This is a genomic window from Rathayibacter sp. AY1E8, assembly GCF_002931415.1.
Lineage (GTDB): Bacteria > Actinomycetota > Actinomycetes > Actinomycetales > Microbacteriaceae > Rathayibacter.
On the sequence record NZ_PSVI01000060.1, the window covers coordinates 1 to 19,623 of the forward strand.

Below are 19,623 nucleotides of genomic sequence, written 5' to 3' on the forward strand. Positions count from 1 at the left end.
TGTCGGTGTCGGGCTGTTCGTCGTTGCGCTCATCCATGCGAACGAGCCTCCTTCCGCTCAGGACGAGTGTACCGGCGGGCCCGGATCGCGCCGGGCGGCCCGCGGCGCCGCTCCACCGCCCCCGCTCCGGTCGAGGACGAGGACGCGATCGACGTCGGCCGCCTCGGCCTGCCGCCCTCGCGCTCGCGCGCTCTCGTGCCCCCGGAGCCGAGTCCTGCTCCGACCCCCTCACCGGCTCCCGCTCACCCGTCCGGCGCGAACGGACCGGTCTCGGCGGGGATCCCCGCCCGAGCGGAGTCCGCCGAGAAGCCCGCGGCGTCCGAGTCCGCGGGGGAGCCCGCCGCCGTCCCCACGCGCCGCGACCGCCTCCGCGCCGAGTCCTCGAGCGCCGCTCCCGCCCCGTCCGCGCCGAGCGCCGCCGTCCCCGAGTCGGCGTCGATGCTCACCCCGGACAGGCTCCTGGAGGTCAACCGCAAGACCCGTCCCGCTCCCACGGGCGGCTGGCACCGCTTCCTCTACGGCCTGACCTTCCACACGGTCAACCTCGGCGACTCCGCGAAGGTGAAGGCGTGGAAGGCGATGGACGAGCGGATCGGCCGGCAGTTCGAGGGCGGCACCCGCTTCGTCCCGGTCATGACCCGCAAGGGCGGCGTCGGCAAGACCACGGTCACGACGCTCCTGGGCATGGCCCTCGCCGACGCGCGCGAGGACCGCATCATCGCGGTCGACGCGAACCCCGACCGCGGCACCCTGGCCGAGCGCGTCCCCAAGCAGACGCGGGCGACCGTCCGCGACGTCGTGAACCGCGCGGCCGGCGTGACGGGGTTCACCGAGTTCTCGACGATGGTCTCCCGCGACGAGACCCGCCTCGACGTCCTCGCCTCCGACACCGACCCGCAGCTCTCCGAGGCCTTCGACGAGGACGACTACAACGTGGTCGCCGACCTGGTCGAGCGCTTCTACTCGATCATGCTCACCGACTGCGGCACGGGCATCGTGCACTCGGTGATGCGGCCCACGCTGCAGCGCGCCGACACGGTGGTGATCGTCTCGGGCGGCAGCGTCGACGAGGCCCGCCTGGCCTCCGAGACCCTCACCTGGCTGGACGCGAACGGCTACGGCGCCCTGGTGCGCAACGCGGTCGTCGCGCTCAACACGGCGACGCAGGGCACGAGCCTGGTGAAGCTGGAGGAGATCGAGTCGCACTTCCGCTCCCGCGTCCGCGACATCGTCCGCATCCCCTACGACCCGGTGCTCGCCGCCGGATCCGTGGTGAAGTGGGAGCAGCTGCGCGAGGGCACGAAGGACGCCGCACGCCTGCTCGCCGCGCTCGTGGTCGAGGGCATGCCGGTCCGACGTGTCTGAGCCCCGGGGCTCCGAGGCGGCGTCCGCCGCGTTCCAGGACCGCACCGACGGACCCGACGCGACCACCGACTCCTTCGACTTGATCGTCATCGGGGCCGGCTCCGGCAACTCGATCGTCGGTCCGGAGTTCGACGGCCTGCGGGTCGCGATCCTCGACGACGGGGAGTGGTTCGGCGGCACCTGCCTCAACGCCGGCTGCATCCCGACCAAGATGTTCGTCCATGTCGCCGACGTGATCACCGACGTCGACCAGGGCGGCCCGATCGGCGTCCACTCCCGCCTCCGCCGCCCCGAGTGGGCCGAGGTGCGCGACCGGGTGTTCGGCCGGATCGACGCGATCAGCGAGGGCGGTTTCGAGTACCGCGATCAGCGCTCCCCAAACGTGACCGTCCTCCGCGAGAGCTTCGGCTTCGAGTCGCTCGGAGACGGCGACCGCCCGCACGTCCTCGTCAGCGCCAGCGGTGCCCGCATCAGTGCTCCGCAGGTGGTCGTGGCCGCCGGCTCGCGGCCCAGGCCGCTCCTCGCCGCGTACGAGCCCGACCCCCGCATCCAGGACTCGTCCTCGGTCATGCGGCTCGACGAGCTCCCCGAGCGGATGCTGATCCTCGGCGGCGGCGCCGTGGCCGTCGAGTTCGCCCACGTCTTCTCCTCCTTCGGCACGGCCGTGACCGTCGCCGTCCGCGGCGACCGCCTCCTCCGCGCCCTCGACGAGGACGTCTCGCGCCGGTTCACCGGGATCGCCGCCGAGCGGTACACGGTGCTCACCGGAGTGAGCGCCGAGAGCGTCGACGCCCGCCCTGACGGGCTCCGCGTCGCCCTCAGCGACGGCACGACGGTCGAGACCGACCTGCTGCTCGTCGCGCTCGGCCGCGACCCCAACAGCGACACGGTCGCCGCCGCCTCCGTCGGGATCGATCTGCACGAGGACGGCCGGATCAGCGTCGACACCGAGCAGCGCGTCCTCTCCGGCGGACGCCCCGTGCCCGGCCTCTTCGCCCTCGGCGACGTGTCGTCGCGCTGGCAGCTCAAGCACGTCGCCAACCACGAGGCGCGCCTCGTGGCGCACAACCTCCTGCACCCGGGCGAGCTGCTCTCCGACACCCTCTCGCCGGTGCCCGGCGCGATCTTCGCCCACCCGCAGATCGCCCACTTCGGGCTCACCGCGGCCGAAGCGCGGGACCAGGGCCTGGACGTCGTCACCGTCACCCAGGAGTACGGCTCCACCGCCTTCGGCTGGGCGCTCGAGGACGACTCCAGCGCCTGCCTCCTGGTCGTCGGACTCGACGGCGCCCTCCTCGGCGCGCACATCATCGGGCCGCAGGCCAGTATCCTCATTCAGCCGCTCGTCCAGGCCGCCAGCGCCGGCACCGGCATCCGCGGACTCGCCCGCAGCCAGTACTGGCCGCACCCCGCAGCGAGCGAAGTCGTCGAGAACGCCCTCCTGAGCGCGGAGGAGGCCCTGAGGGAGCGCACCACATGACCGAACGCCAGATCCGCATCTTCGGGGACCCGGTGCTGAAGACCCCGTCCACGACCATCGAGACGGTCGACGCCGGCGTCCGCGGCCTCGTCGAGGACCTCGTCGACAGCGTCCGGCCGCCCGGACGCGCCGGCGTCGCAGCCCCCCAGATCGGCGTCAACCTCCGAGCCTTCAGCTACAACGTCGACGGCGTCATCGGGTACATCCTCAACCCCGAGATCATCGAGCTCAGCGGAGACCCGCGACCGGTCGACGAGGGCTGCCTCTCCGTCCCGAACCTCTGGTACCCCGCGATCCGCTACCCGCACGCGAAGGTCCGCGGCACCGACCTCGACGGCAACGAGATCGTCCTCGAAGGCGACGGCCTCATGGCCCAGGCCCTCCAGCACGAATGCGACCACCTCGACGGACGCCTCTACCTCGACCGCCTCTCCCAGGACGACCGCCGCGCCGCTATGAAGGCCGTCCGGGAATCCGACTGGTTCTGAGTTCGATTCCGGGCCGGTCCCTGCCCGGCCCGGCGCGGTCGGCTTCTCGAGGTGGGCGCGTTCCATGGAGCGTCGTGCGTTCCGCCGACGGGAAAGCGCTGGGACGCGCTTTCCCGGATACGGCTGTGTTGGTGGGGAGCCGGTCCTTGCCCGGCTCGGCGCGGTCGGCTTTTCGAGGTGGGCGCGTTCGGTGGAGCGTCGTGCGTTCCGCCGACGGTGAAGCGCTGGCACGCGCTTCACCGGATACGGCTGCGTTGAGGGGGGAGCCGGTCCCTGCCCGGCCCGGCGCGGTCGGCCTTTCGAGGTGAGCGCGTTCTGTGGAGCGTCGTACGTTCCGCCGACGGGAAAGCGCTGGGACGCGCTTTCCCGGATACGGCTGTGTTGAGGGGGGAGCCGGTCCTTGCCCGGCTCCACGCAGTCGGCCGCTCGAGGTGGGCGCGTTCCGTGGAGCGTCGTGCGTTCCGCCGACGGGAAAGCGCTGGGACGCGCTTTCCCGGATACGGCTGTGTTGAGGGGGAGCCGGTCCCTGCCCGGCCCGGCGCGGTCGGCACCGCGACAGGGGCGCGTCGAGGAGAGCGTCGGGCGTTCCGCCGACGGGATAGAGCTGGGCGCGCTGTCCCGGAGGCGGCTGCGATCGGGACGGCCTGCTGGTGACGGCGGGAGAGCGCGGGGTCAGCGGAGGGAGATGCCCTCGGTGGCGGGGGCGGCGGAGTAGACGGCGGCGATGGTGTCGGCGAAGTCGGCGAGGATGACGTTGCGCTTGATGCTCATCTTCGGAGTCAGGTGACCGCTCGCCTCCGTGAACTCGGTCGGGAGGATCACGAACTTCCGGATCGACTCGGCGCGGGACACGCGCTCGTTCGCCGCATCGACGGCCCGCTGCACCTCGGCCAGAACGACCGGGTTCACGGCCGCGTCCTCGAGTGAGAGGCCCTTGTCCTGCCCGTTGTTCGCGAGCCACGTCGGCAGCATCTCGGAGTCGAGCGTGACCAGAGCAGCGATGAACGGGCGCTGATCGCCGACGACGACGACCTGGCCGACCAGCGGGTTCGCGCGGATCGGATCCTCCAGCGCCGCCGGAGCGACGTTCTTGCCGCCGGCGGTGACGATGATCTCCTTCTTCCGCCCGGTGACGCGCAGGTACCCGTCCTCGTCCAGGGTTCCGAGGTCGCCCGTGCGGAACCACTCGCCGTCGAACGACTCGGCCGTCGCCGCCTCGTTGTTCCAGTAGCCGCCGAAGACGTCGATGCCGCGCACCTGGATCTCGCCGTCGCCCGCGATCCGGATCGAGACCCCGGGCATCGCCGGGCCCACCGAGCCGATCTTGAATCGCTCGGTGCGGTTGACGGTGGCGGGCGCCGTCGTCTCCGTGAGGCCGTAGCCCTCGAGGATCTTGATGCCGAGGCTGTGGAAGAAGTGCCCGAGCCGGTCTCCCAGCGGCGCCGAGCCGGACACGGCGAAGCGGACGTTCCCGCCCATGGCGGTGCGCAGCTTCGAGTACACGAGCCGGTCGAAGAGGAGGAACTGCAGCTTCAGAGCGAGCGGCACCGAGCCCGCCTCGAGCGCCATCGAGTGGGCGACGGCGACGTCGGCCGCGCGGCGGAAGATCTTCCCCTTCCCCCCGGCCTCGGCCTTCTGCTCGGCGGAGTTGTAGACCTTCTCGAACACGCGCGGCACGGCCAGGAGGAACGTCGGCTTGAAGGACGCGAGCGAGGGGAGCAGCTGCCTGGTGTCGGCCTGGTGCCCCACCTTCACCCCGCCGTGCACGCAGAGGATCGCGATGAAGCGGGCGAACACGTGCGCGGTGGTGATGAACAGCAGCGTCGACGCGCCGGGCTGGTGGATCAGCTCCGTCAGGGCGACCGCCGAGTTGCGGCTGAGCTCGACGAAGTTCGAGTGCCGGATGATGCAGCCCTTGGGGCGGCCGGTGGAGCCGGAGGTGTAGATGATGGTCGCGATGTCGGTGCCGGTCGCCAGCGAGCGGCGGCGCTCGATCTCGGCGTCCGGCACGTCGACGCCGCGCGCGACGAGCTTGTCCAGATCGCCCAGCCCGATCTGCCAGGCGAGGCGGACCTCGGGAAGGTCGGCGCGGATCTCGTCGAAGCGGGCGAAGTGCTCGGGGGTCTCGACGATCACGGCGTGCGCGCCGGAGTCGGTGAGGTTCCACTGCACCTGCGCGGGGGAGGAGGTCTCGTACACCGGGACGAGGATCCCGCCGGCGAACCAGACGGCGAAGTCGATCAGCGTCCACTCGTAGCGCGTCCTGCAGATCAGCCCGACCTTCTCGCCCGGCTCGAGGCCGGCGGCGACGAAGCCCTTCGCGAGGGCCGTGACCTGGTCGAGGAACTCCTGCGCCGTCACATCGCGCCAGCCGTCGCCGTCGGGCAGCGCGAAGAGCGGGCGATCGGGCGTCTCGCGGACGCGGTCCAGCAGGAGGGCGGTCGTGTTGGCCTGGGGATCGGCCGGAACCACCAGGGGGGAATCGAACTGGTCCACGGCAACTCCTTCGGTACCTGAATGAACGTCGTCTCCACCCTACCGGCGCGGCGCAAGCTGTGGATCCGTTCAGGGTAACGATCCAGGGGTGGCTCCGCGAGGAGGGCCGACACGCGTCGCCGGGTCTCGCCGCTGAGCCGCATCGGAGCGCTCGCGGTCACTACACTCGTCCTGGCCGCCGCTCAGGGCGGCCCGCCGACGCTGCCGCGCCGGTGGCGACGGGAAGGCGGTTCGCGTGCACGCGATCGGGATCGACATCGGCGGCACGAAGATCGCCGGAGCCCTGGTCGACGAGTTCGGGGGGATCCTCCGCGAGGACCGTCGGCCCACTCCTGCCGGGCACCCCGAGCTGATCGTCGACGTCGTGGTCGAGATGGTCGAGCATCTGCGCTCCGGCCTGCTCCCGGGAGACGTCTCCGCGGTCGGAGTCGCCGCCGCCGGCTTCATCGACGCCTCGCAGTCGATCGTCTACTACGCCCCGAACATCAACTGGCGCAACGAGCCCTTCCGCGAGAAGCTCTCGGCCCGCATCGACCTGCCGATCATCATCGAGAACGATGCGAACGCCGCCGGCTGGGCCGAGTTCCGCTACGGCTCGGGCCGCCTCGTCAGCGACATGCTGATGCTCACCATCGGCACCGGAGTGGGTGGCGCGATCGTCATCAACGACCGGCTCCTGCGCGGCGGCTTCGGCGCCGCGGCCGAGATCGGGCACATGCGCGTCGTCCCCGGAGGCCTGCCCTGCGGCTGCGGCGCCCGCGGCTGCATCGAGCAGTACGGCTCGGGCCGCGCGCTCCAGCGCTTCGCCGGCGAGCTGGCCGACGCGGGCGGGATCGGCCAGGGCATCGCCGACGCCCGCGCCCGCAACGGCGGCGAGCTGAACGGCCACCTCATCTCCGAGCTGATCACCGCCGGCGACCTCGGCGCCCTCGCGGCGCTGCGACAGCTCGGCCACTGGCTGGGCGAGGCGGCGGCCAGCCTGAGCGCCGTCCTCGACCCGCAGATGTTCGTCATCGGCGGCGGAGTGGCGCAGGCGGGCGACCTCCTGCTGGACCCCATCCGCCAGGCCTACCTCGACAACCTCCCCGCCCGGGGCTACCACCCCGAGCCCGAGTTCCGCATCGCGGAGCTCGTCAACGACGCCGGAGTCGTGGGGGCCGCCGACCTGGCGCGCCTGCACGCGAGCTCCCTCTAGCGGCACCCGCCGCACCCGATCCGCCGCACCGCCGAGGAGCCCGATGTTCTACTGGTTCATGAAGCACATCGTCGCGGGCCCGCTCCTGAAGACGATCTTCCGGCCGTGGGTGGTCGGCGCCGACAAGGTGCCGCAGAACGGCGGCGTGATCCTCGCGAGCAACCACCTCTCCTTCATCGACTCCGTGATCCTCCCGCTGGTGATCGAGCGGAACATGGTCTTCCTCGCCAAGAGCGACTACTTCACCGGCAAGGGCCTCAAGGGCTGGGCGACGCGGACGTTCTTCACCGCCACGGGGATGCTGCCCATCGACCGCTCCGGTGGCAAGGCGTCGGAGGCCTCGCTCAACACGGGCCTCCGCGTCCTCGCGGGCGGCCACGCCCTGGGCATCTATCCCGAGGGCACGCGCAGCCCCGACGGCCGGATGTACCGCGGCCGCACCGGTGTCGCGCGCATGGTCCTCGAGGCCCGCGTGCCCGTCATCCCGGTCGCCATGATCGACACCGCGCGCATCATGCCCATCGGCAAGCGCCTGCCGAAGCTGGGCCGCATCGGCATCGTCTTCGGGGAGCCGCTCGACTTCAGCCGCTTCGAGGGCATGGAGGGCGACCGGTTCATCCTCCGCTCGATCACCGACGAGATCATGTACGAGCTCCTCGCCCTGAGCGGCCAGGAGTACCTCGACGTCTACGCGACCTCGGTCAAGGAGAAGCGCGCGGCCCTCACCCGCTGAGCGCCCGCTCGATGCCGGGGCCCCCTCCCGGCCGAGCGCCCTGCCAGGCGATAAGCTCGTCAACCGCTGCCGTCCGTCCGGACGGCGGCCCTCCGCGCGCCGCTGGCGCCCGTCAGAACCGGGAACACCCTCGTGGTCATCGATCCGAACGAACCGTACGTCCTCGCCGCCCCCTCCGTGGTCGCCGGCCTGGACTATTGGCGCGAGCTCGAGATCAAGCAGCAGCCGCAGTGGCCCGATGCGGAGGCCGTGCGAGCGGCGTCCGCCGAGGTGGCCGCGCTCCCTCCGCTGGTGTTCGCCGGCGAGGTGGACCAGCTGCGCGAGCGTCTCGGAGCCGCGGCCCGCGGCGAGGCGTTCCTCCTGCAGGGCGGCGACTGCGCCGAGACCTTCGCAGGAGCGACCGCCGAGCAGATCCGCAACCGCGTCAAGACCGTGCTGCAGATGGCCGTCGTCCTGACCTACGGCGCGAGCATGCCCGTCATCAAGATGGGCCGGATGGCCGGCCAGTTCGCGAAGCCGCGCTCGAGCGACCTCGAGACCCGCGGCGACGTGACCCTGCCCGCCTACCGCGGCGACATCGTCAACGGCTACGACTTCACCCCGGAGTCGCGCGCCGCGGACCCGCGCCGCATCGTGCAGGGCTACCACACCGCCGCCTCGACGCTGAACCTCATCCGCGCCTTCACGCAGGGCGGATTCGCCGACCTGCGCCTCGTCCACTACTGGAACAAGGGCTTCACCGAGAACCCGCAGAACCAGCGCTACGAGCAGCTGGCCCGCGAGATCGACCGCGCGGTCAAGTTCATGGTGGCGTGCGGGGCCGACTTCGAGGGCATGAAGCGCACCGAGTTCTACACCGGCCACGAGGGCCTGCTGATGGACTACGAGCGCCCCATGACGCGCATCGACTCGCGGACCGGCACGCCGTACAACACCTCCAGCCACTTCATCTGGATCGGCGAGCGCACCCGCGAGCTCAACGGCGCGCACGTCGACTTCCTGTCGCGGGTGCGCAACCCGATCGGCGTGAAGCTCGGCCCGTCGACCACGCCCGAGACGATGCTCGAGCTGATCGACAAGCTCGACCCCGAGCGGGAGCCCGGTCGCCTCACCTTCATCACCCGCATGGGTGCCGGGAGGATCCGCGACGCCCTCCCGCCGCTGCTCGAGGCCGTCAAGCGGAGCGACGCCCTGCCGCTGTGGGTGACCGATCCGATGCACGGCAACGGGCTGACGACGCCGACCGGCTACAAGACCCGTCGCTTCGACGACGTGGTCGACGAGGTCAAGGGCTTCTTCGAGGCGCACCGCGCCGCGGGGACGCACCCGGGCGGCATCCACGTCGAGCTCACGGGCGACGACGTCACCGAGTGCCTCGGCGGCTCGGAGCACATCGACGAGGCGACGCTCGCCACCCGGTACGAGTCGGTCTGCGACCCGCGCCTCAACCACATGCAGTCGCTCGAGCTCGCGTTCCTCGTGGCGGAGGAGCTCCGGGGCCGCGCGATCTGATCCGACCCCGACCGCCGGTCGAGTCCTCGTTGAGGGCTCGACCGGCGGCGTCAGGTCGTGATGGTGATCGACAGCTGGATCGTCGTGCCGCGCTGCACGAGATCGCCGGCCTTGTTGGACTGGTTCGTGACCTTGGTCAGCTCGTTCGGCGCCGCGTCGATCAGCGGGCCGAGCGTCGTCAGGGAGTAGCTCCACGACAGGTCCGCCGCCTCGAGGGCCGCCTTCGCCTCGTCGCGGTTCATCCCCACGACGTTCGGCACGGCGACGGGCTCGGGCCCCTTCGACACGACGACCGAGACGGTGTCGCCGGTCACGGCGGGCGCCTCCGGGTTCGCCTGCGTGAGGACGACGCCCGCGGCCACGGTGTCGCTCCAGTCCTCGCCGCTGCGGTCGAGGGCGAGACCGGCCGCCTCCGCCTTCGCCGTCGCGTCGTCGATCGAGAGGCCGACGACGTTCGGGATCGGTCCGAGGCTCACCACCATCGCGATGGTGCTGGTCTCGGACATCGTCTCGGGCAGCGCCGATCCGTCAGGCAGCGAGGCGGAGACGACCACACCCGCGTCGACGTCGGCGTCGAAGATCTTCGAGACGTCGCCGACGGTGAAGGAGCCGCCCGTCACCGCGGCGGCAGCGTCGGCCTCCGAGAGGCCGGCGAGAGACGGGACCGGCAGCTGGCGCGGCCCGCTCGAGACGGTCAGCGTGATGACGGAGCCCTTGTGCACCCCCTGCCCGCCGGGCGGATCGGAGCTCACCACCGTCCCCGCGGGCACGGTGAGGTCGGGCGTCTCCTGCGGCTGCACCTCGAAGCCCTGCGCCTGCAGCTGGGCCGTCGCGTCCTGCTGCGACTGGCTGACGACGTCCGGGATCGACACGATCGCGCCGGGTCCCTCGCCGAACCACCAGGCCGTCCCGCCGCCGATGAGCGCCAGGAGGAGGACGACCACCGTGAGCAGGACGCCGCGGCGCCGTCGGACGCGGCGCCTGCTCGCGAGCCGGGTGACGGTGTCGTCGTCCTCGTCGACCACGAGCACCGCTCCGGGGGCCGGCGCCGGGTCGAAGACCGAGGTCTGCCCGGGCTCCGCCGTATCGAAGACGGCCGTCGCGGGCGCCGGATCGGCGACGGGCACCGGGAGCGGGGTGACCGCCTGCGTGTCGCCGCGGCGGTCGCTCGGTGTGATGCCCATGAGCCGCTCGGCCTCGAGCAGCTGCGCGAGCATGACACCGGCGTCGCGGGGCCGCATGTCCGGGTCGCGCTCGGTCGCCCAGAGGACGAGCTCGTCGAGCGAGGTGGGGACGGAGGCGACCGTCGCGCTGGGGTACGGGACGGAGTCGTTCGCGTGCTGGTACGCGATCTGCATCGGCTGCTCGCCCGTGAAGGGCTGCTCTCCGGTGAGCATCTCGTAGATCATGATCCCGATGGCGTAGATGTCGCTGCGGGTGTCGGCGGTGCCCCGCGTGACCAGCTCGGGGGAGAGGTAGGCGATCGTGCCGAGGAGGGCCTGACCGGAGGCGGTGTTGGCGGAGGCGGCGCGCGCGAGGCCGAAGTCGCCGATCTTGATCCGGCCGTCGTCGGCGAGGAGCACGTTCTCGGGCTTGAGGTCGCGGTGAAGGATCCCGGCGCGGTGCGCGGCGGCGAGACCCGAGAGCACGGAGTGCATGATGTCGACGACCTGCTGGGCGGTCAGCCGGCCGCGCTCCTTGAGCAGGTCGCGCAGGGTGATCCCGGGGAGGTACTCCATCACCAGGTAGGCCATGTCCGAGTCCTGGCCCTGGTCGAAGACGCTGACCACGTTCGGGTGGGCGAGACGGGCGGCGGAGCGCGCCTCCTGGACGAAGCGGTTCTTGAACGTCGCGTCGTCGGAGAGGTGGCCGTGCATGACCTTCATCGCCACGCGGCGCTCGAGGCGCTGATCGTGCGCGAGGTAGACCGTCGCCATGCCGCCGCGGGCGATCCTCGAGCGCACCTCGTACCGGCCGTCGACGAGACGGCCGAGGAGAGGGTCGAGCTGGCTGGTGGTCACGCGACGAGTCTAGGCAAGACCCCCGGGGGAACCGGTGAGCGACGCCCGGGCGGCGCAGGACGGGCCCGACTCCTTCTCCGGGGCGCCCGCAGTTGGCGGCCCTCCGGGCTCGTGGCAGTCTTGACGCGTGACCGACTCGTCCGCTTCCCCCGCCACCTCGACCGATTCCGAGCTCGAGTGGCTGACCGTCCCCGACCTCGTGGAGCTGACCGGGCTCGGCGCCGGCCGGGTCCGCCGCCTCCTCGAGGAGCGCCACCTGCTCGGCACCCGCCGCGACGGCGTGCTGAAGGTCCCCGCCCTCTTCCTCCGCGACGGGGAGCCGATGAGCGAGATCCGCGGCACCGCGATCCTGCTCGCCGACTCCGGCTTCACCGACGACGAGGCGGTCGACTGGATGCTGACGGTCGAGGAGAGCCTGGGCACGAGCCCGATCGTCGCCCTCCGCGCCGGCCGCAAGGCCGAGGTCCGGCGGGTCGCCCAGGCCCTGGCCTGATCCCGCTGGTCCGCTCCTAGGAGGTGCGGACCGTGACCTGGGCGGCCAGCTCGCGCAGCTCCGCCACGCCCTCCGTGCGGAGCGGCGCGTCGGGGAGGACCGCGATCGCCGCTGCCACCTCCTGGTCGATGCGCTCCTCGAGCCGCTCGAGGGCGCCGCTGCCCGCGATGATCTCCTGCGCCCGCGCGATGGACGCCGCGTCGGCGTCGCTCCGGCCCACGACCGCGTCGAGCTCGGCCCGCTCGCCCGGCGAGCACGCGCCGCGGGCGAGGCCGAGCAGCACGGTGCGCTTGCCCTCCCTCAGATCGTCGCCGGCCGGCTTTCCCGTCACTGCCGGGTCGCCGAAGACTCCGAGGACGTCGTCGCGCAGCTGGAAGGCGATCCCGACCGGGAGCCCGAAGCGGCGCAGGGCGTCCAGCTGAGCGTCGTCGCCGCCGGCGAGGGAGCCGCCGATCACCAGAGGCGCCTCGATGCTGTACTTCGCGCTCTTGTAGACCACCACCCGCTCCGCCCGCTGCAGGTGCTCGTGCTCGGGGTGCTGCACCCACGCGCTCTCCTCGAGGATGTCGAGGTACTGGCCCAGCGTGACCTCGGTGCGCATCAGGTTGAACTCGGCGCGCGCGCGCTCGGCCGCGACTCGATCCCCGAGCGACCACTCCGCCGCGGCGAAGATCTCGTCCGACCAGACCAGGAGGAGGTCGCCGAGGAGGATCGCGGACGAGCGGCCGAACTCGTCGCGGTCGCCGGTCCAGCCGCCGTCGGCGTGGAAGGAGGAGAAGCGCCGGTGCGCCGCGGGAGCGCCGCGGCGGGTGTCGGAGTTGTCGATCACGTCGTCGTGGACGAGGGCGGCGGCGTGGAACAGCTCCAGCCCGGCGCCCACCCTCGCGATCGGATCGGAGCCGCTCGGATGGGCCTCGCTCGAGGTGCTCGACACCGCGTTCCAGCCCGCCTCGCAGAAGCGCGCGCGGAACCGCTTGCCCCCGCTGAGAAAGTCCCGCGAAAGGTCGCCGAGGGCGGAGACGTCCTCTCCTATGGAGCGCAGAATTGGCGTGCGCCCGGTGAGGAATTCATCGATTCGGAGCTGGACGCGATCGACCAGTCGAGAGCTGTGGTTCACCCGACCAGCCTATGCACCGAAGGTGCCTGGTGCCTGCGTCGGGCTCGGTCTACACTGAAGCGCCGCCCGACCGGTCGAGCCCAGACGCCGCCTATTCCGGTGCCGATCCCCGAAAGGGTCGACGCCGCACCCTGAAGGGGTCACGATGCCGCTTTCGGAACACGAGCAACGGCTCCTCGATGAGATGGAGCGGAACCTCTACCAGAACGACGCCGATTTCGTGGCGGCGGTCGGCAAGGGGCGCGGCGGCACCAACTACCGGGCCCTCGTGCTCGGCATCCTGCTCGGCATCCTCGGTCTCGCCGTGCTCGTCGCGGGCGTGGTCGTGCGCCAGCCCCTCGTCGGCATCCTCGGGTTCGCCTTCATGCTCGGCGGCGTGATCGTGGCCATGCGCCCGGCCGCCGGCGGCTCCGCCGAGCCCGGCCTGCCCGACGTCGGCCGTCCGTCGAAGCCCCGCTCGGGCAACCGCCAGGGGTCCGGCTTCATGGACCGACTGAACGACAGATGGGATAACCGCGGAGACGGGCGCGGCTAGCCCCCCCTCCGCTCCACCACAGGGTCGATCCTCACGGATCGGCCCTTTTTTCGTGCCCGCGGACTCCCTCCCGCGGCCTTCCCTCTCCACTTCGCCCCACTGTCGCGATTCCGTGGAAACACGCGGATGACCGGGGCCTCTCCGGCGCGCCCCGCGCCGCGCCGGGGTTGTGAGTGGGGGGAAGTGGAGTACTGTGGAGGACACACCATCCTTGGCCGGAAGAAGTGGGGGGCAGTCCGTGTTCCTCGGCACCTATTCCCCCAAGCTCGACGAGAAGGGCCGCGTGATCCTCCCCGCCAAGTTCCGCGACGAGCTCTCCTCCGGAGTCGTCGTCACGCGCGGCCAGGAGCGGTGCCTGTACGTGTTCAGCCAGGCCGAGTTCGAGGTGATGCACGAGAAGATCCGGCAGGCGCCGGTGACCAGCAAGCAGGCGCGGGACTTCCTCCGGGTGTTCCTCTCGGGCGCGAGCGCCGAGACGCCGGACAAGCAGAACCGCGTGACCCTTCCGGCTCCGCTGCGCGCCTACGCCGGCCTCGACCGCGACCTCACCGTCATCGGAGCGGGCAACCGCGCCGAGATCTGGGCGCAGGGCGCCTGGGAGACCTACCTGCAGGAGCAGGAGTCCGTGTTCTCCGACACCCAGGAGGAGGTGATCCCCGGCCTGTTCTAGGTCCTGTCGCGCGACTCCCAGCCACTCGGCGCCCGGACGCACCTTCCCCGGTGTCCGGACGCGAGGTGGATGGGGATCGGACGACAGGAACGGGAACGGCGGGACCGCCATGGCAGAGAACACTCCGAAGGACGCTCCGCGCCCGACCGAGGAGCGGCACCTCCCGGTGCTGCTCGAGCGCTGCGTCGAGCTCCTCGCTCCGGCGCTGGAGCGCGACGGGGCGGTCGCCGTCGACGCGACGCTCGGCATGGGCGGGCACTCGCTCGCGCTGCTCGAGCGCTTCCCCGGCCTGCACCTCGTGGGCCTGGACCGCGACCCCGAGGCGCTGCAGCTCGCGGGGGAGCGGCTCTCCGCCCACGCCTCCCGGATCGACCTCGTGCACGCCGTCTACGACGAGCTGCCCGACGTGCTCGACGAGCTGGGCATCGACACGATCGACGGTGCGCTCTTCGACCTCGGCGTCTCCTCGCTCCAGCTCGACGAGACCGAGCGCGGCTTCTCCTACTCCAAGGACGCGCCGCTCGACATGCGGATGGACTCGACCGCCCCGCTCACGGCGGCGAGCATCCTCGCCGACTACGACGAGACCGCCCTGCGCCGCATCTTCCACGAGTACGGCGAGGAGCGCCTCGCCGCGCGCTACGCCAAGAAGATCGTGGAGGCCCGTCGCGAGGCTCCGCTGGAGCGCTCCGGCCGTCTCGTCGAGATCATCCAGGCGGCGACCCCGGTCGCGATCCAGCGGAACGGCCACCCCGCCAAGCGCGTCTTCCAGGCGCTGCGGATCGAGGTCAACCAGGAGCTGTCCGTCCTCGAGCGGGCGATCCCCGCCGCGCTGGGCCGGATCAACGAGGGCGGGCGGATCGTCGTCGAGGCGTACCAGTCGCTCGAGGACCGGATCGTCAAGCGCGCGCTCCAGGCCGCGTCCTCCTCCACCGCCCCGGCCGGCCTCCCGATGGAGCTGCCGGAGCACCGACCCGAGTTCCGACTCGTCATCCGCGGAGCCGAGCTCGCCTCCGACGACGAGAAGGCCCGCAACCCCCGAGCGACACCCGTGCGTCTGCGCGCGGCCGAGAGGATCAGGAGCACCGCATGAGCGCCACCGCCGTCATCGACCCCGCCGTCATCGACACCGCCCGCCGAGCACGCCCCGAGGAGGAGGCGCCCCGCCCCCGCATCGAGGCCGTCCCGGCCGGTCAGGCGCAGTCGCGCCCGAAGCTCGTCTACGGGATCGTCGCCGTCGCCGGCCTCTTCGCGATTATCGTCGTCCAGCTCCTGGTGAGCGTCGGCCTCTCGCAGGGGGCCTACCAGATCTCGGCGCTGCAGACCGAGCAGAAGTCGCTCACCCGCAGCAACGCGGAGAAGCAGGACGCCGTCGACACGCTGAGCTCGCCGCAGAACCTCGCCACCGCCGCTCAGGGCCTGGGCATGGTCGCCAACACCGCGCCGGTCTACCTCCGCCTCTCGGACGGCGCCGTGCTGGGCGACCCCTCCTCCGCCGCGTCGAGCGAAGTCACGGGCACCGCCTCCGCGCCGCTCGTGCCCAACGCCCTCGTCCCGGCTCTCCAGCCCGGCGCGAGCGCGTCCTCCCCGGCTGTCGACGGCGCGGCCGTACCGTTGCAGGGCGAGCTGCCCGCGCCCATCACGCACTGACGCACGGCGTCGCGGTCCGCCTCCGTGCGGGCACCCGCCCCGCGGGGCGCACGACGACCATCCGGACCCGACGAACGGCGGCCCGCCCGCCCGGAGCAAGAAGGACAACGCCGCAGTGAGACACCACCGCTCGAGCAGACGCCGCACGGCCGTCACGTTCGTCATCATCGTCGCCGTCGTCGGACTCTTCATCGGCAAGCTGGTGGACATCCAGATCGTGCGGGCGAACGAGCTCACCGATGCGGCCGCCCAGAACCAGTCGAACAGCGTCGTCACCTACGGCCAGCGCGGCCCCATCGTGGACCGCTCCGGGACGGTGCTCGCGGACACCACCACGCGCTACCGGCTGACGACCTCGCCGAAGAACGTGGCCGAGTTCCCGCGCGAGCTGGGCGAGGACCAGAAGGTCATGGTCAGCGTGCAGCAGGCCGCCTCCGAGATCGGCGCGATCACCGGGCAGTCGGTCGAGCAGATCACCGGAGCGGTGGACGCCGCGCTCGCGAAGGACGCCAAGGCCAACTACCTGATCCTCTCGGAGGGGCTCGACCTCGAGGCCTACCAGAAGCTCGTCGCGCTCGACATCCCGTGGACCTACTTCGAGACCCAGCAGGGACGCAGCTACCCCAACGGCGCGGTGGCCGGCAACCTCGTCGGCTACGTCGGGGCGGACGGAGCGGCCCAGGAGGGCATGGAGTACGCGGAGAACACCTGCCTCGCGGGGCAGAACGGCTCCGAGAGCTACGAGCGCAGCGCCGACTACGTCCGGATCCCGGGCAGCACCGTCTCGGAGACCCCGGCCGTCGACGGCGGGACGCTGAAGCTCACCATCGACTCCGACCTCCAGTACTACTCCCAGCAGGTCCTCTCGCAGCGCGTCGCCGAGGTCGGCGGCAGCTACGGGATCGTCGTGGTGCAGGAGGTCAAGACCGGCAAGCTGCTCGCCGTGGCCGAGACGCCGACCGTCGACCCCAACAACGTCGAGGCGAGCGCCTCCGCAGACCGCAGCTCGCGCGCCTTCCGCGCGCCGTTCGAGCCGGGCTCGACCTTCAAGCCGATGACGGCCGCGATGCTGATCGACCAGGGCCAGGCGGGCCCGACGACCCAGGTCGTCGTCCCGGACTCCTTCGAGAAGGACGGCGCCTCGTTCAGCGACGACTTCGCGCACACCCCGACGAACTACACGCTGACCGGCATCCTCAAGGACTCGTCGAACGTCGGCATCTCGATGCTCGGCTCCCGCCTGTCGGCCCAGACCCGCTACGACTACCTGCAGAAGTTCGGTCTCGGCACGCCCACCACGAGCGGCTTCCCCGGCGAGGAGGGCGGCCTGCTCGCCGACTACCAGGACTGGGACAACCAGACGAACTACACGACGATGTTCGGCCAGGGCGTCTCGGCGACCGCGGTGCAGGTCGCGAGCATCTACCAGACGCTCGGCAACGGCGGAGTGCGGCTCCCGTCGCAGCTGATCGACGGCTGCACCACGGCCGACGGCTCCGTCGTGGACGTCCCCGATGCGACGGGCACCCAGGTGGTGTCGAGCTCGGCCGCGAAGCAGGTCGTCGACATGCTGCAGACGCACTACAACGAGGGCTGGCTGGCGAACGACATCCACGTCGACGGCTACAACATCGCCACCAAGACCGGTACCGCGCAGCAGCCCGACGGGAAGGGCGGCTACTCGAAGAGCTACACCGTCTCACTCGCCGGGCTCGCGCCGGCGGAGGACCCGGAGTACGTCGTGACGGTCACCATCGCCGATCCGGTTAAGATGAACACGTCCCAGGCGACGGCTCCCGTCTTCCAGCAGGTCATGACCCAGGTGCTCAAGACCAACCGGGTGGAGCCGTCCACGGTGCCGCCCGTCCAGTACCCCACGACGTGGTGAGCCCCGCCGGGACCACGATCCACGCACCAGAACGAGAGAAAGAGCGGGCAGTGCACGACCCTCGCCCGCAGTCCTCCCTCCGCCCCGAGCACCCCGTGCCGCGGAGCCTCTCGCAGCTCGTGGCCGAGTTCTCCCTCGGCCCGGTCCGCGGCCTCGAGGGCGTCGAGGTGAGCGGAGTCACGCTGGACTCGAACCAGGTCGAGTCCGGAGACCTCTACGTCGGTGTCGCAGGACGCCGTGCCCATGGCGCGGCCTTCGCGTCCGCCGCCGCGGCGTCCGGAGCCGTCGCCGTGCTGACCGATCCCGCCGGAGCGGAGCTCGCCGCCGACAGCGGCCTGCCCGTGCTGGTGACCCCCGACCCGCGGGCCGCCCTCGGCGACGTCGCCGCGTGGATCCACCGCACCCGCGAGGACGTCCCGACGCTCTTCGGCGTGACGGGGACCAACGGCAAGACGAGCGTCGTCTACATCCTCGACGCGCTGCTGCGCCGGCTCGGAGTCGTCTCCGGCCTCAGCTCCACCGCCGAGCGCCGGATCGGCGACGTCGCCGTGGTCAGCTCGCTGACCACTCCCGAGGCGAGCGAGCTGCACGGCCTGCTCGCGCGGATGCGCGAGTCCGCCGTCCGTGCGGTCTCGATCGAGGTCTCGGCGCAGGCGCTCACGCGGCACCGGATCGACGGCCTCGTCTTCGACGTCGTCGGCTTCACGAACCTCAGCCACGACCACCTCGACGACTACTCCGATCTGCGCGAGTACTTCGAGGCCAAGGCCGACCTCTTCGAGCCGGAGCGCGCACGCCGCGGCGTCGTCACGGTCGACAGCGCCTGGGGGCGCGAGCTCGCCGAGCGCAGCCGCATCCCCGTCGCGACGCTCGCCGGCTCGCCGGTCGTCGGAGTCGCCCCGACGACGCCCGCCGACTGGTCGATGACGGTGCTGGACGCGACGCCCGACAGCACCACCTTCCGCCTGGAGGGGCCCGAGAACCGCTCCGTCGTCGTCACCGTCTCGCTGATCGGCTGGTACATGGCCTCCAACGCCGCGCTGGCGATCGTGATGCTGGTGGAGTCGGGCTTCGACCTGGACGCCGTCGCGCACGCGCTCGAGGACAGCCGTCTCGACGTCTACATCCCGGGCCGCGCCGAGCTCGTCTCGGGGGAGCGCGGACCGCGCGTCTACGTCGACTACGGCCACACCCCCGACGCGTTCCAGAACGCGCTCGAGGCGCTGCGGACCATCACGCCCGGCCGCCTGTTCATGGTGTTCGGGGCGGACGGGGACCGAGACACGACCAAGCGGAGCGACATGGGCGCCATCGCCGCCCGCCTCGCCGACGTCGTGGTCGTCACCGACTTCCACCCGCGCTGGGAGGATCCGGCCGCCATCCGCGCCGCGCTCCTCCAGGGCGCCCGGGCCGCCGTGCCCGACCGGGAGATCCACGAGATCGCCGACCCGCGCGCCGCCGTGCGCGCCGCCGTCGCCCTCGCGCGCGAAGGGGACTCGATCCTCTACGCCGGGCCCGGCCACGAGGACCACCAGGAGATCGCAGGAGTGCACATGCCGTATTCGGCCAGAGACGACGTCCGTCACGCGCTGCGCGAGGCGGGCTGGCTGTAGATGATCGCCCTCACCCTCACCGAGATCGCCGAGGCCGTCTCCGGACGCCTCCACCTGGCCGGCTCGTCCGCCACGGCCGCCACCGTGATCGATGGAGCGACCGAGACCGACTCCCGCGAGATCGCGCCCGGCGGCATCTTCGTCGCCAAGCGCGGCGAGCACACCGACGGAGTCGTCGACGAGGACCTGCGGCACGTCGAGGTCGAGGGGGCGCTCCACGATGAGGAGCGCGGCACCGCGCTCGAGAGCGGCGGGAGCGAAGAGGTGGCCGTCGGTGTGCTCGCCGCGCTTGGCGACGAAGATGCCGCCGGGCGCGATCTCGCGGGAGTCGGTCTCGGTCGCTCCATCGATCACGGTGGCGGCCGTG

The 19,623-nt window shown here is 71.7% G+C and carries 16 protein-coding genes and 1 pseudogene; 13 read left to right on the top strand and 4 right to left on the bottom strand.

Annotation, left to right across the window (positions count from 1 at the left end):
- The first annotated feature begins 66 nt into the window (after nucleotides 1-66).
- The 3 genes from C5C74_RS14510 to def are packed head-to-tail and all read left to right on the top strand — an operon-like array spanning nucleotide 67 to nucleotide 3,333.
- Nucleotides 67-1,365 carry a MinD/ParA family protein gene (locus C5C74_RS14510; RefSeq protein WP_258064187.1) on the top strand — a complete coding sequence of 433 codons (1,299 nt, stop codon included), beginning with the start codon at nucleotides 67-69 and terminating at the stop codon, nucleotides 1,363-1,365.
- On the top strand, nucleotides 1,358-2,845 hold the full coding sequence (locus tag C5C74_RS14515) for a mycothione reductase (protein ID WP_104351779.1): 1,488 nt from the start codon (nucleotides 1,358-1,360) through the stop codon (nucleotides 2,843-2,845). The genes C5C74_RS14510 and C5C74_RS14515 overlap by 8 nt, the downstream gene beginning before the upstream one ends.
- Nucleotides 2,842-3,333, top strand: a complete 492-nt coding sequence (gene def / locus C5C74_RS14520) for a peptide deformylase (RefSeq protein ID WP_104225378.1) — start codon at nucleotides 2,842-2,844, stop codon at nucleotides 3,331-3,333. Before C5C74_RS14515 ends, def begins: the two co-directional genes overlap by 4 nt.
- A gap of 672 nt (nucleotides 3,334-4,005) precedes the next feature.
- Here def and C5C74_RS14525 read toward each other — a convergent pair.
- Nucleotides 4,006-5,829 carry a long-chain fatty acid--CoA ligase gene (locus tag C5C74_RS14525; RefSeq protein WP_104351780.1) on the bottom strand — a complete coding sequence of 608 codons (1,824 nt, stop codon included), beginning with the start codon at nucleotides 5,827-5,829 and terminating at the stop codon, nucleotides 4,006-4,008.
- Nucleotides 5,830-6,064: 235 nt separating this feature from the next.
- On the opposite strand from C5C74_RS14525, the gene C5C74_RS14530 reads away from it, so the two are divergent.
- From C5C74_RS14530 to C5C74_RS14540, 3 genes are all read left to right on the top strand, one after another.
- Nucleotides 6,065-7,024 (top strand): ROK family glucokinase, encoded by a 960-nt coding sequence (locus C5C74_RS14530; protein ID WP_104222580.1) that lies wholly within the window; start codon nucleotides 6,065-6,067, stop codon nucleotides 7,022-7,024.
- Nucleotides 7,025-7,067: 43 nt separating this feature from the next.
- On the top strand, nucleotides 7,068-7,757 hold the full coding sequence (locus C5C74_RS14535; protein ID WP_104222581.1) for a 1-acyl-sn-glycerol-3-phosphate acyltransferase: 690 nt from the start codon (nucleotides 7,068-7,070) through the stop codon (nucleotides 7,755-7,757).
- 177 nt (nucleotides 7,758-7,934) lie between these two features.
- Nucleotides 7,935-9,269 carry a class II 3-deoxy-7-phosphoheptulonate synthase gene (locus C5C74_RS14540; RefSeq protein ID WP_104351782.1) on the top strand — a complete coding sequence of 445 codons (1,335 nt, stop codon included), beginning with the start codon at nucleotides 7,935-7,937 and terminating at the stop codon, nucleotides 9,267-9,269.
- A 50-nt stretch (nucleotides 9,270-9,319) separates the two neighbouring features.
- Here C5C74_RS14540 and pknB read toward each other — a convergent pair whose 3' ends face one another.
- Nucleotides 9,320-11,290: a Stk1 family PASTA domain-containing Ser/Thr kinase gene (gene pknB, locus C5C74_RS14545; protein ID WP_104351781.1), complete on the bottom strand. Its 1,971-nt coding sequence runs from the start codon at nucleotides 11,288-11,290 to the stop codon at nucleotides 9,320-9,322.
- 127 nt (nucleotides 11,291-11,417) lie between these two features.
- Between pknB and C5C74_RS14550 the strand changes: the two genes are divergently transcribed.
- The gene (locus tag C5C74_RS14550) at nucleotides 11,418-11,783 is read left to right on the top strand and encodes an Rv2175c family DNA-binding protein (RefSeq protein WP_104222583.1); all 366 of its coding nucleotides are present in this window, start codon (nucleotides 11,418-11,420) and stop codon (nucleotides 11,781-11,783) included.
- A gap of 16 nt (nucleotides 11,784-11,799) precedes the next feature.
- Here the strand turns inward: C5C74_RS14550 and C5C74_RS14555 are convergent, their stop codons facing one another.
- On the bottom strand, nucleotides 11,800-12,900 hold the full coding sequence (locus C5C74_RS14555) for a polyprenyl synthetase family protein (protein ID WP_104222584.1): 1,101 nt from the start codon (nucleotides 12,898-12,900) through the stop codon (nucleotides 11,800-11,802).
- Between the two features lie 145 nt (nucleotides 12,901-13,045).
- Between C5C74_RS14555 and C5C74_RS14560 the strand changes: the two genes are divergently transcribed.
- The 6 genes from C5C74_RS14560 (at nucleotide 13,046) to C5C74_RS14585 (ending at nucleotide 19,256) form a co-directional block, all read left to right on the top strand.
- Nucleotides 13,046-13,435 (top strand): DUF3040 domain-containing protein, encoded by a 390-nt coding sequence (locus tag C5C74_RS14560; RefSeq protein ID WP_104222585.1) that lies wholly within the window; start codon nucleotides 13,046-13,048, stop codon nucleotides 13,433-13,435.
- Between the two features lie 238 nt (nucleotides 13,436-13,673).
- On the top strand, nucleotides 13,674-14,105 hold the full coding sequence (gene mraZ, locus C5C74_RS14565; RefSeq protein ID WP_104222586.1) for a division/cell wall cluster transcriptional repressor MraZ: 432 nt from the start codon (nucleotides 13,674-13,676) through the stop codon (nucleotides 14,103-14,105).
- A 109-nt stretch (nucleotides 14,106-14,214) separates the two neighbouring features.
- Nucleotides 14,215-15,198: a 16S rRNA (cytosine(1402)-N(4))-methyltransferase RsmH gene (gene rsmH / locus C5C74_RS14570; RefSeq protein WP_104327506.1), complete on the top strand. Its 984-nt coding sequence runs from the start codon at nucleotides 14,215-14,217 to the stop codon at nucleotides 15,196-15,198.
- A complete protein-coding gene (locus C5C74_RS14575; RefSeq protein WP_104250753.1) occupies nucleotides 15,195-15,755 on the top strand; it encodes a hypothetical protein in 561 nt (186 codons plus the stop codon). Before rsmH ends, C5C74_RS14575 begins: the two co-directional genes overlap by 4 nt.
- Nucleotides 15,756-15,870: 115 nt before the next feature.
- The gene (locus C5C74_RS14580; RefSeq protein WP_258063941.1) at nucleotides 15,871-17,643 is read left to right on the top strand and encodes a penicillin-binding protein 2; all 1,773 of its coding nucleotides are present in this window, start codon (nucleotides 15,871-15,873) and stop codon (nucleotides 17,641-17,643) included.
- 50 nt (nucleotides 17,644-17,693) lie between these two features.
- Complete coding sequence (locus tag C5C74_RS14585; RefSeq protein WP_104238697.1) at nucleotides 17,694-19,256, top strand: Mur ligase family protein; 1,563 nt, start codon at nucleotides 17,694-17,696, stop codon at nucleotides 19,254-19,256.
- Between the two features lie 255 nt (nucleotides 19,257-19,511).
- Here the strand turns inward: C5C74_RS14585 and C5C74_RS17915 are convergent.
- Nucleotides 19,512-19,610: pseudogene (locus C5C74_RS17915) on the bottom strand (hypothetical protein); the annotation flags it as partial.
- Nucleotides 19,611-19,623 lie beyond the last annotated feature (13 nt).

Excerpts from the sequence above, each read along its gene's own strand:
- C5C74_RS14535 (WP_104222581.1), top strand. The coding sequence starts at position 7,068 with ATGTTCTACTGGTTCATGAAGCACATCGTCGCGGGCCCGCTCCTGAAG.
- C5C74_RS14575 (WP_104250753.1), top strand. The coding sequence starts at position 15,195 with ATGAGCGCCACCGCCGTCATCGACCCCGCCGTCATCGACACCGCCCGC.
- def (WP_104225378.1), top strand. The coding sequence starts at position 2,842 with ATGACCGAACGCCAGATCCGCATCTTCGGGGACCCGGTGCTGAAGACC.
- C5C74_RS14560 (WP_104222585.1), top strand. The coding sequence starts at position 13,046 with ATGCCGCTTTCGGAACACGAGCAACGGCTCCTCGATGAGATGGAGCGG.
- rsmH (WP_104327506.1), top strand. The coding sequence starts at position 14,215 with ATGGCAGAGAACACTCCGAAGGACGCTCCGCGCCCGACCGAGGAGCGG.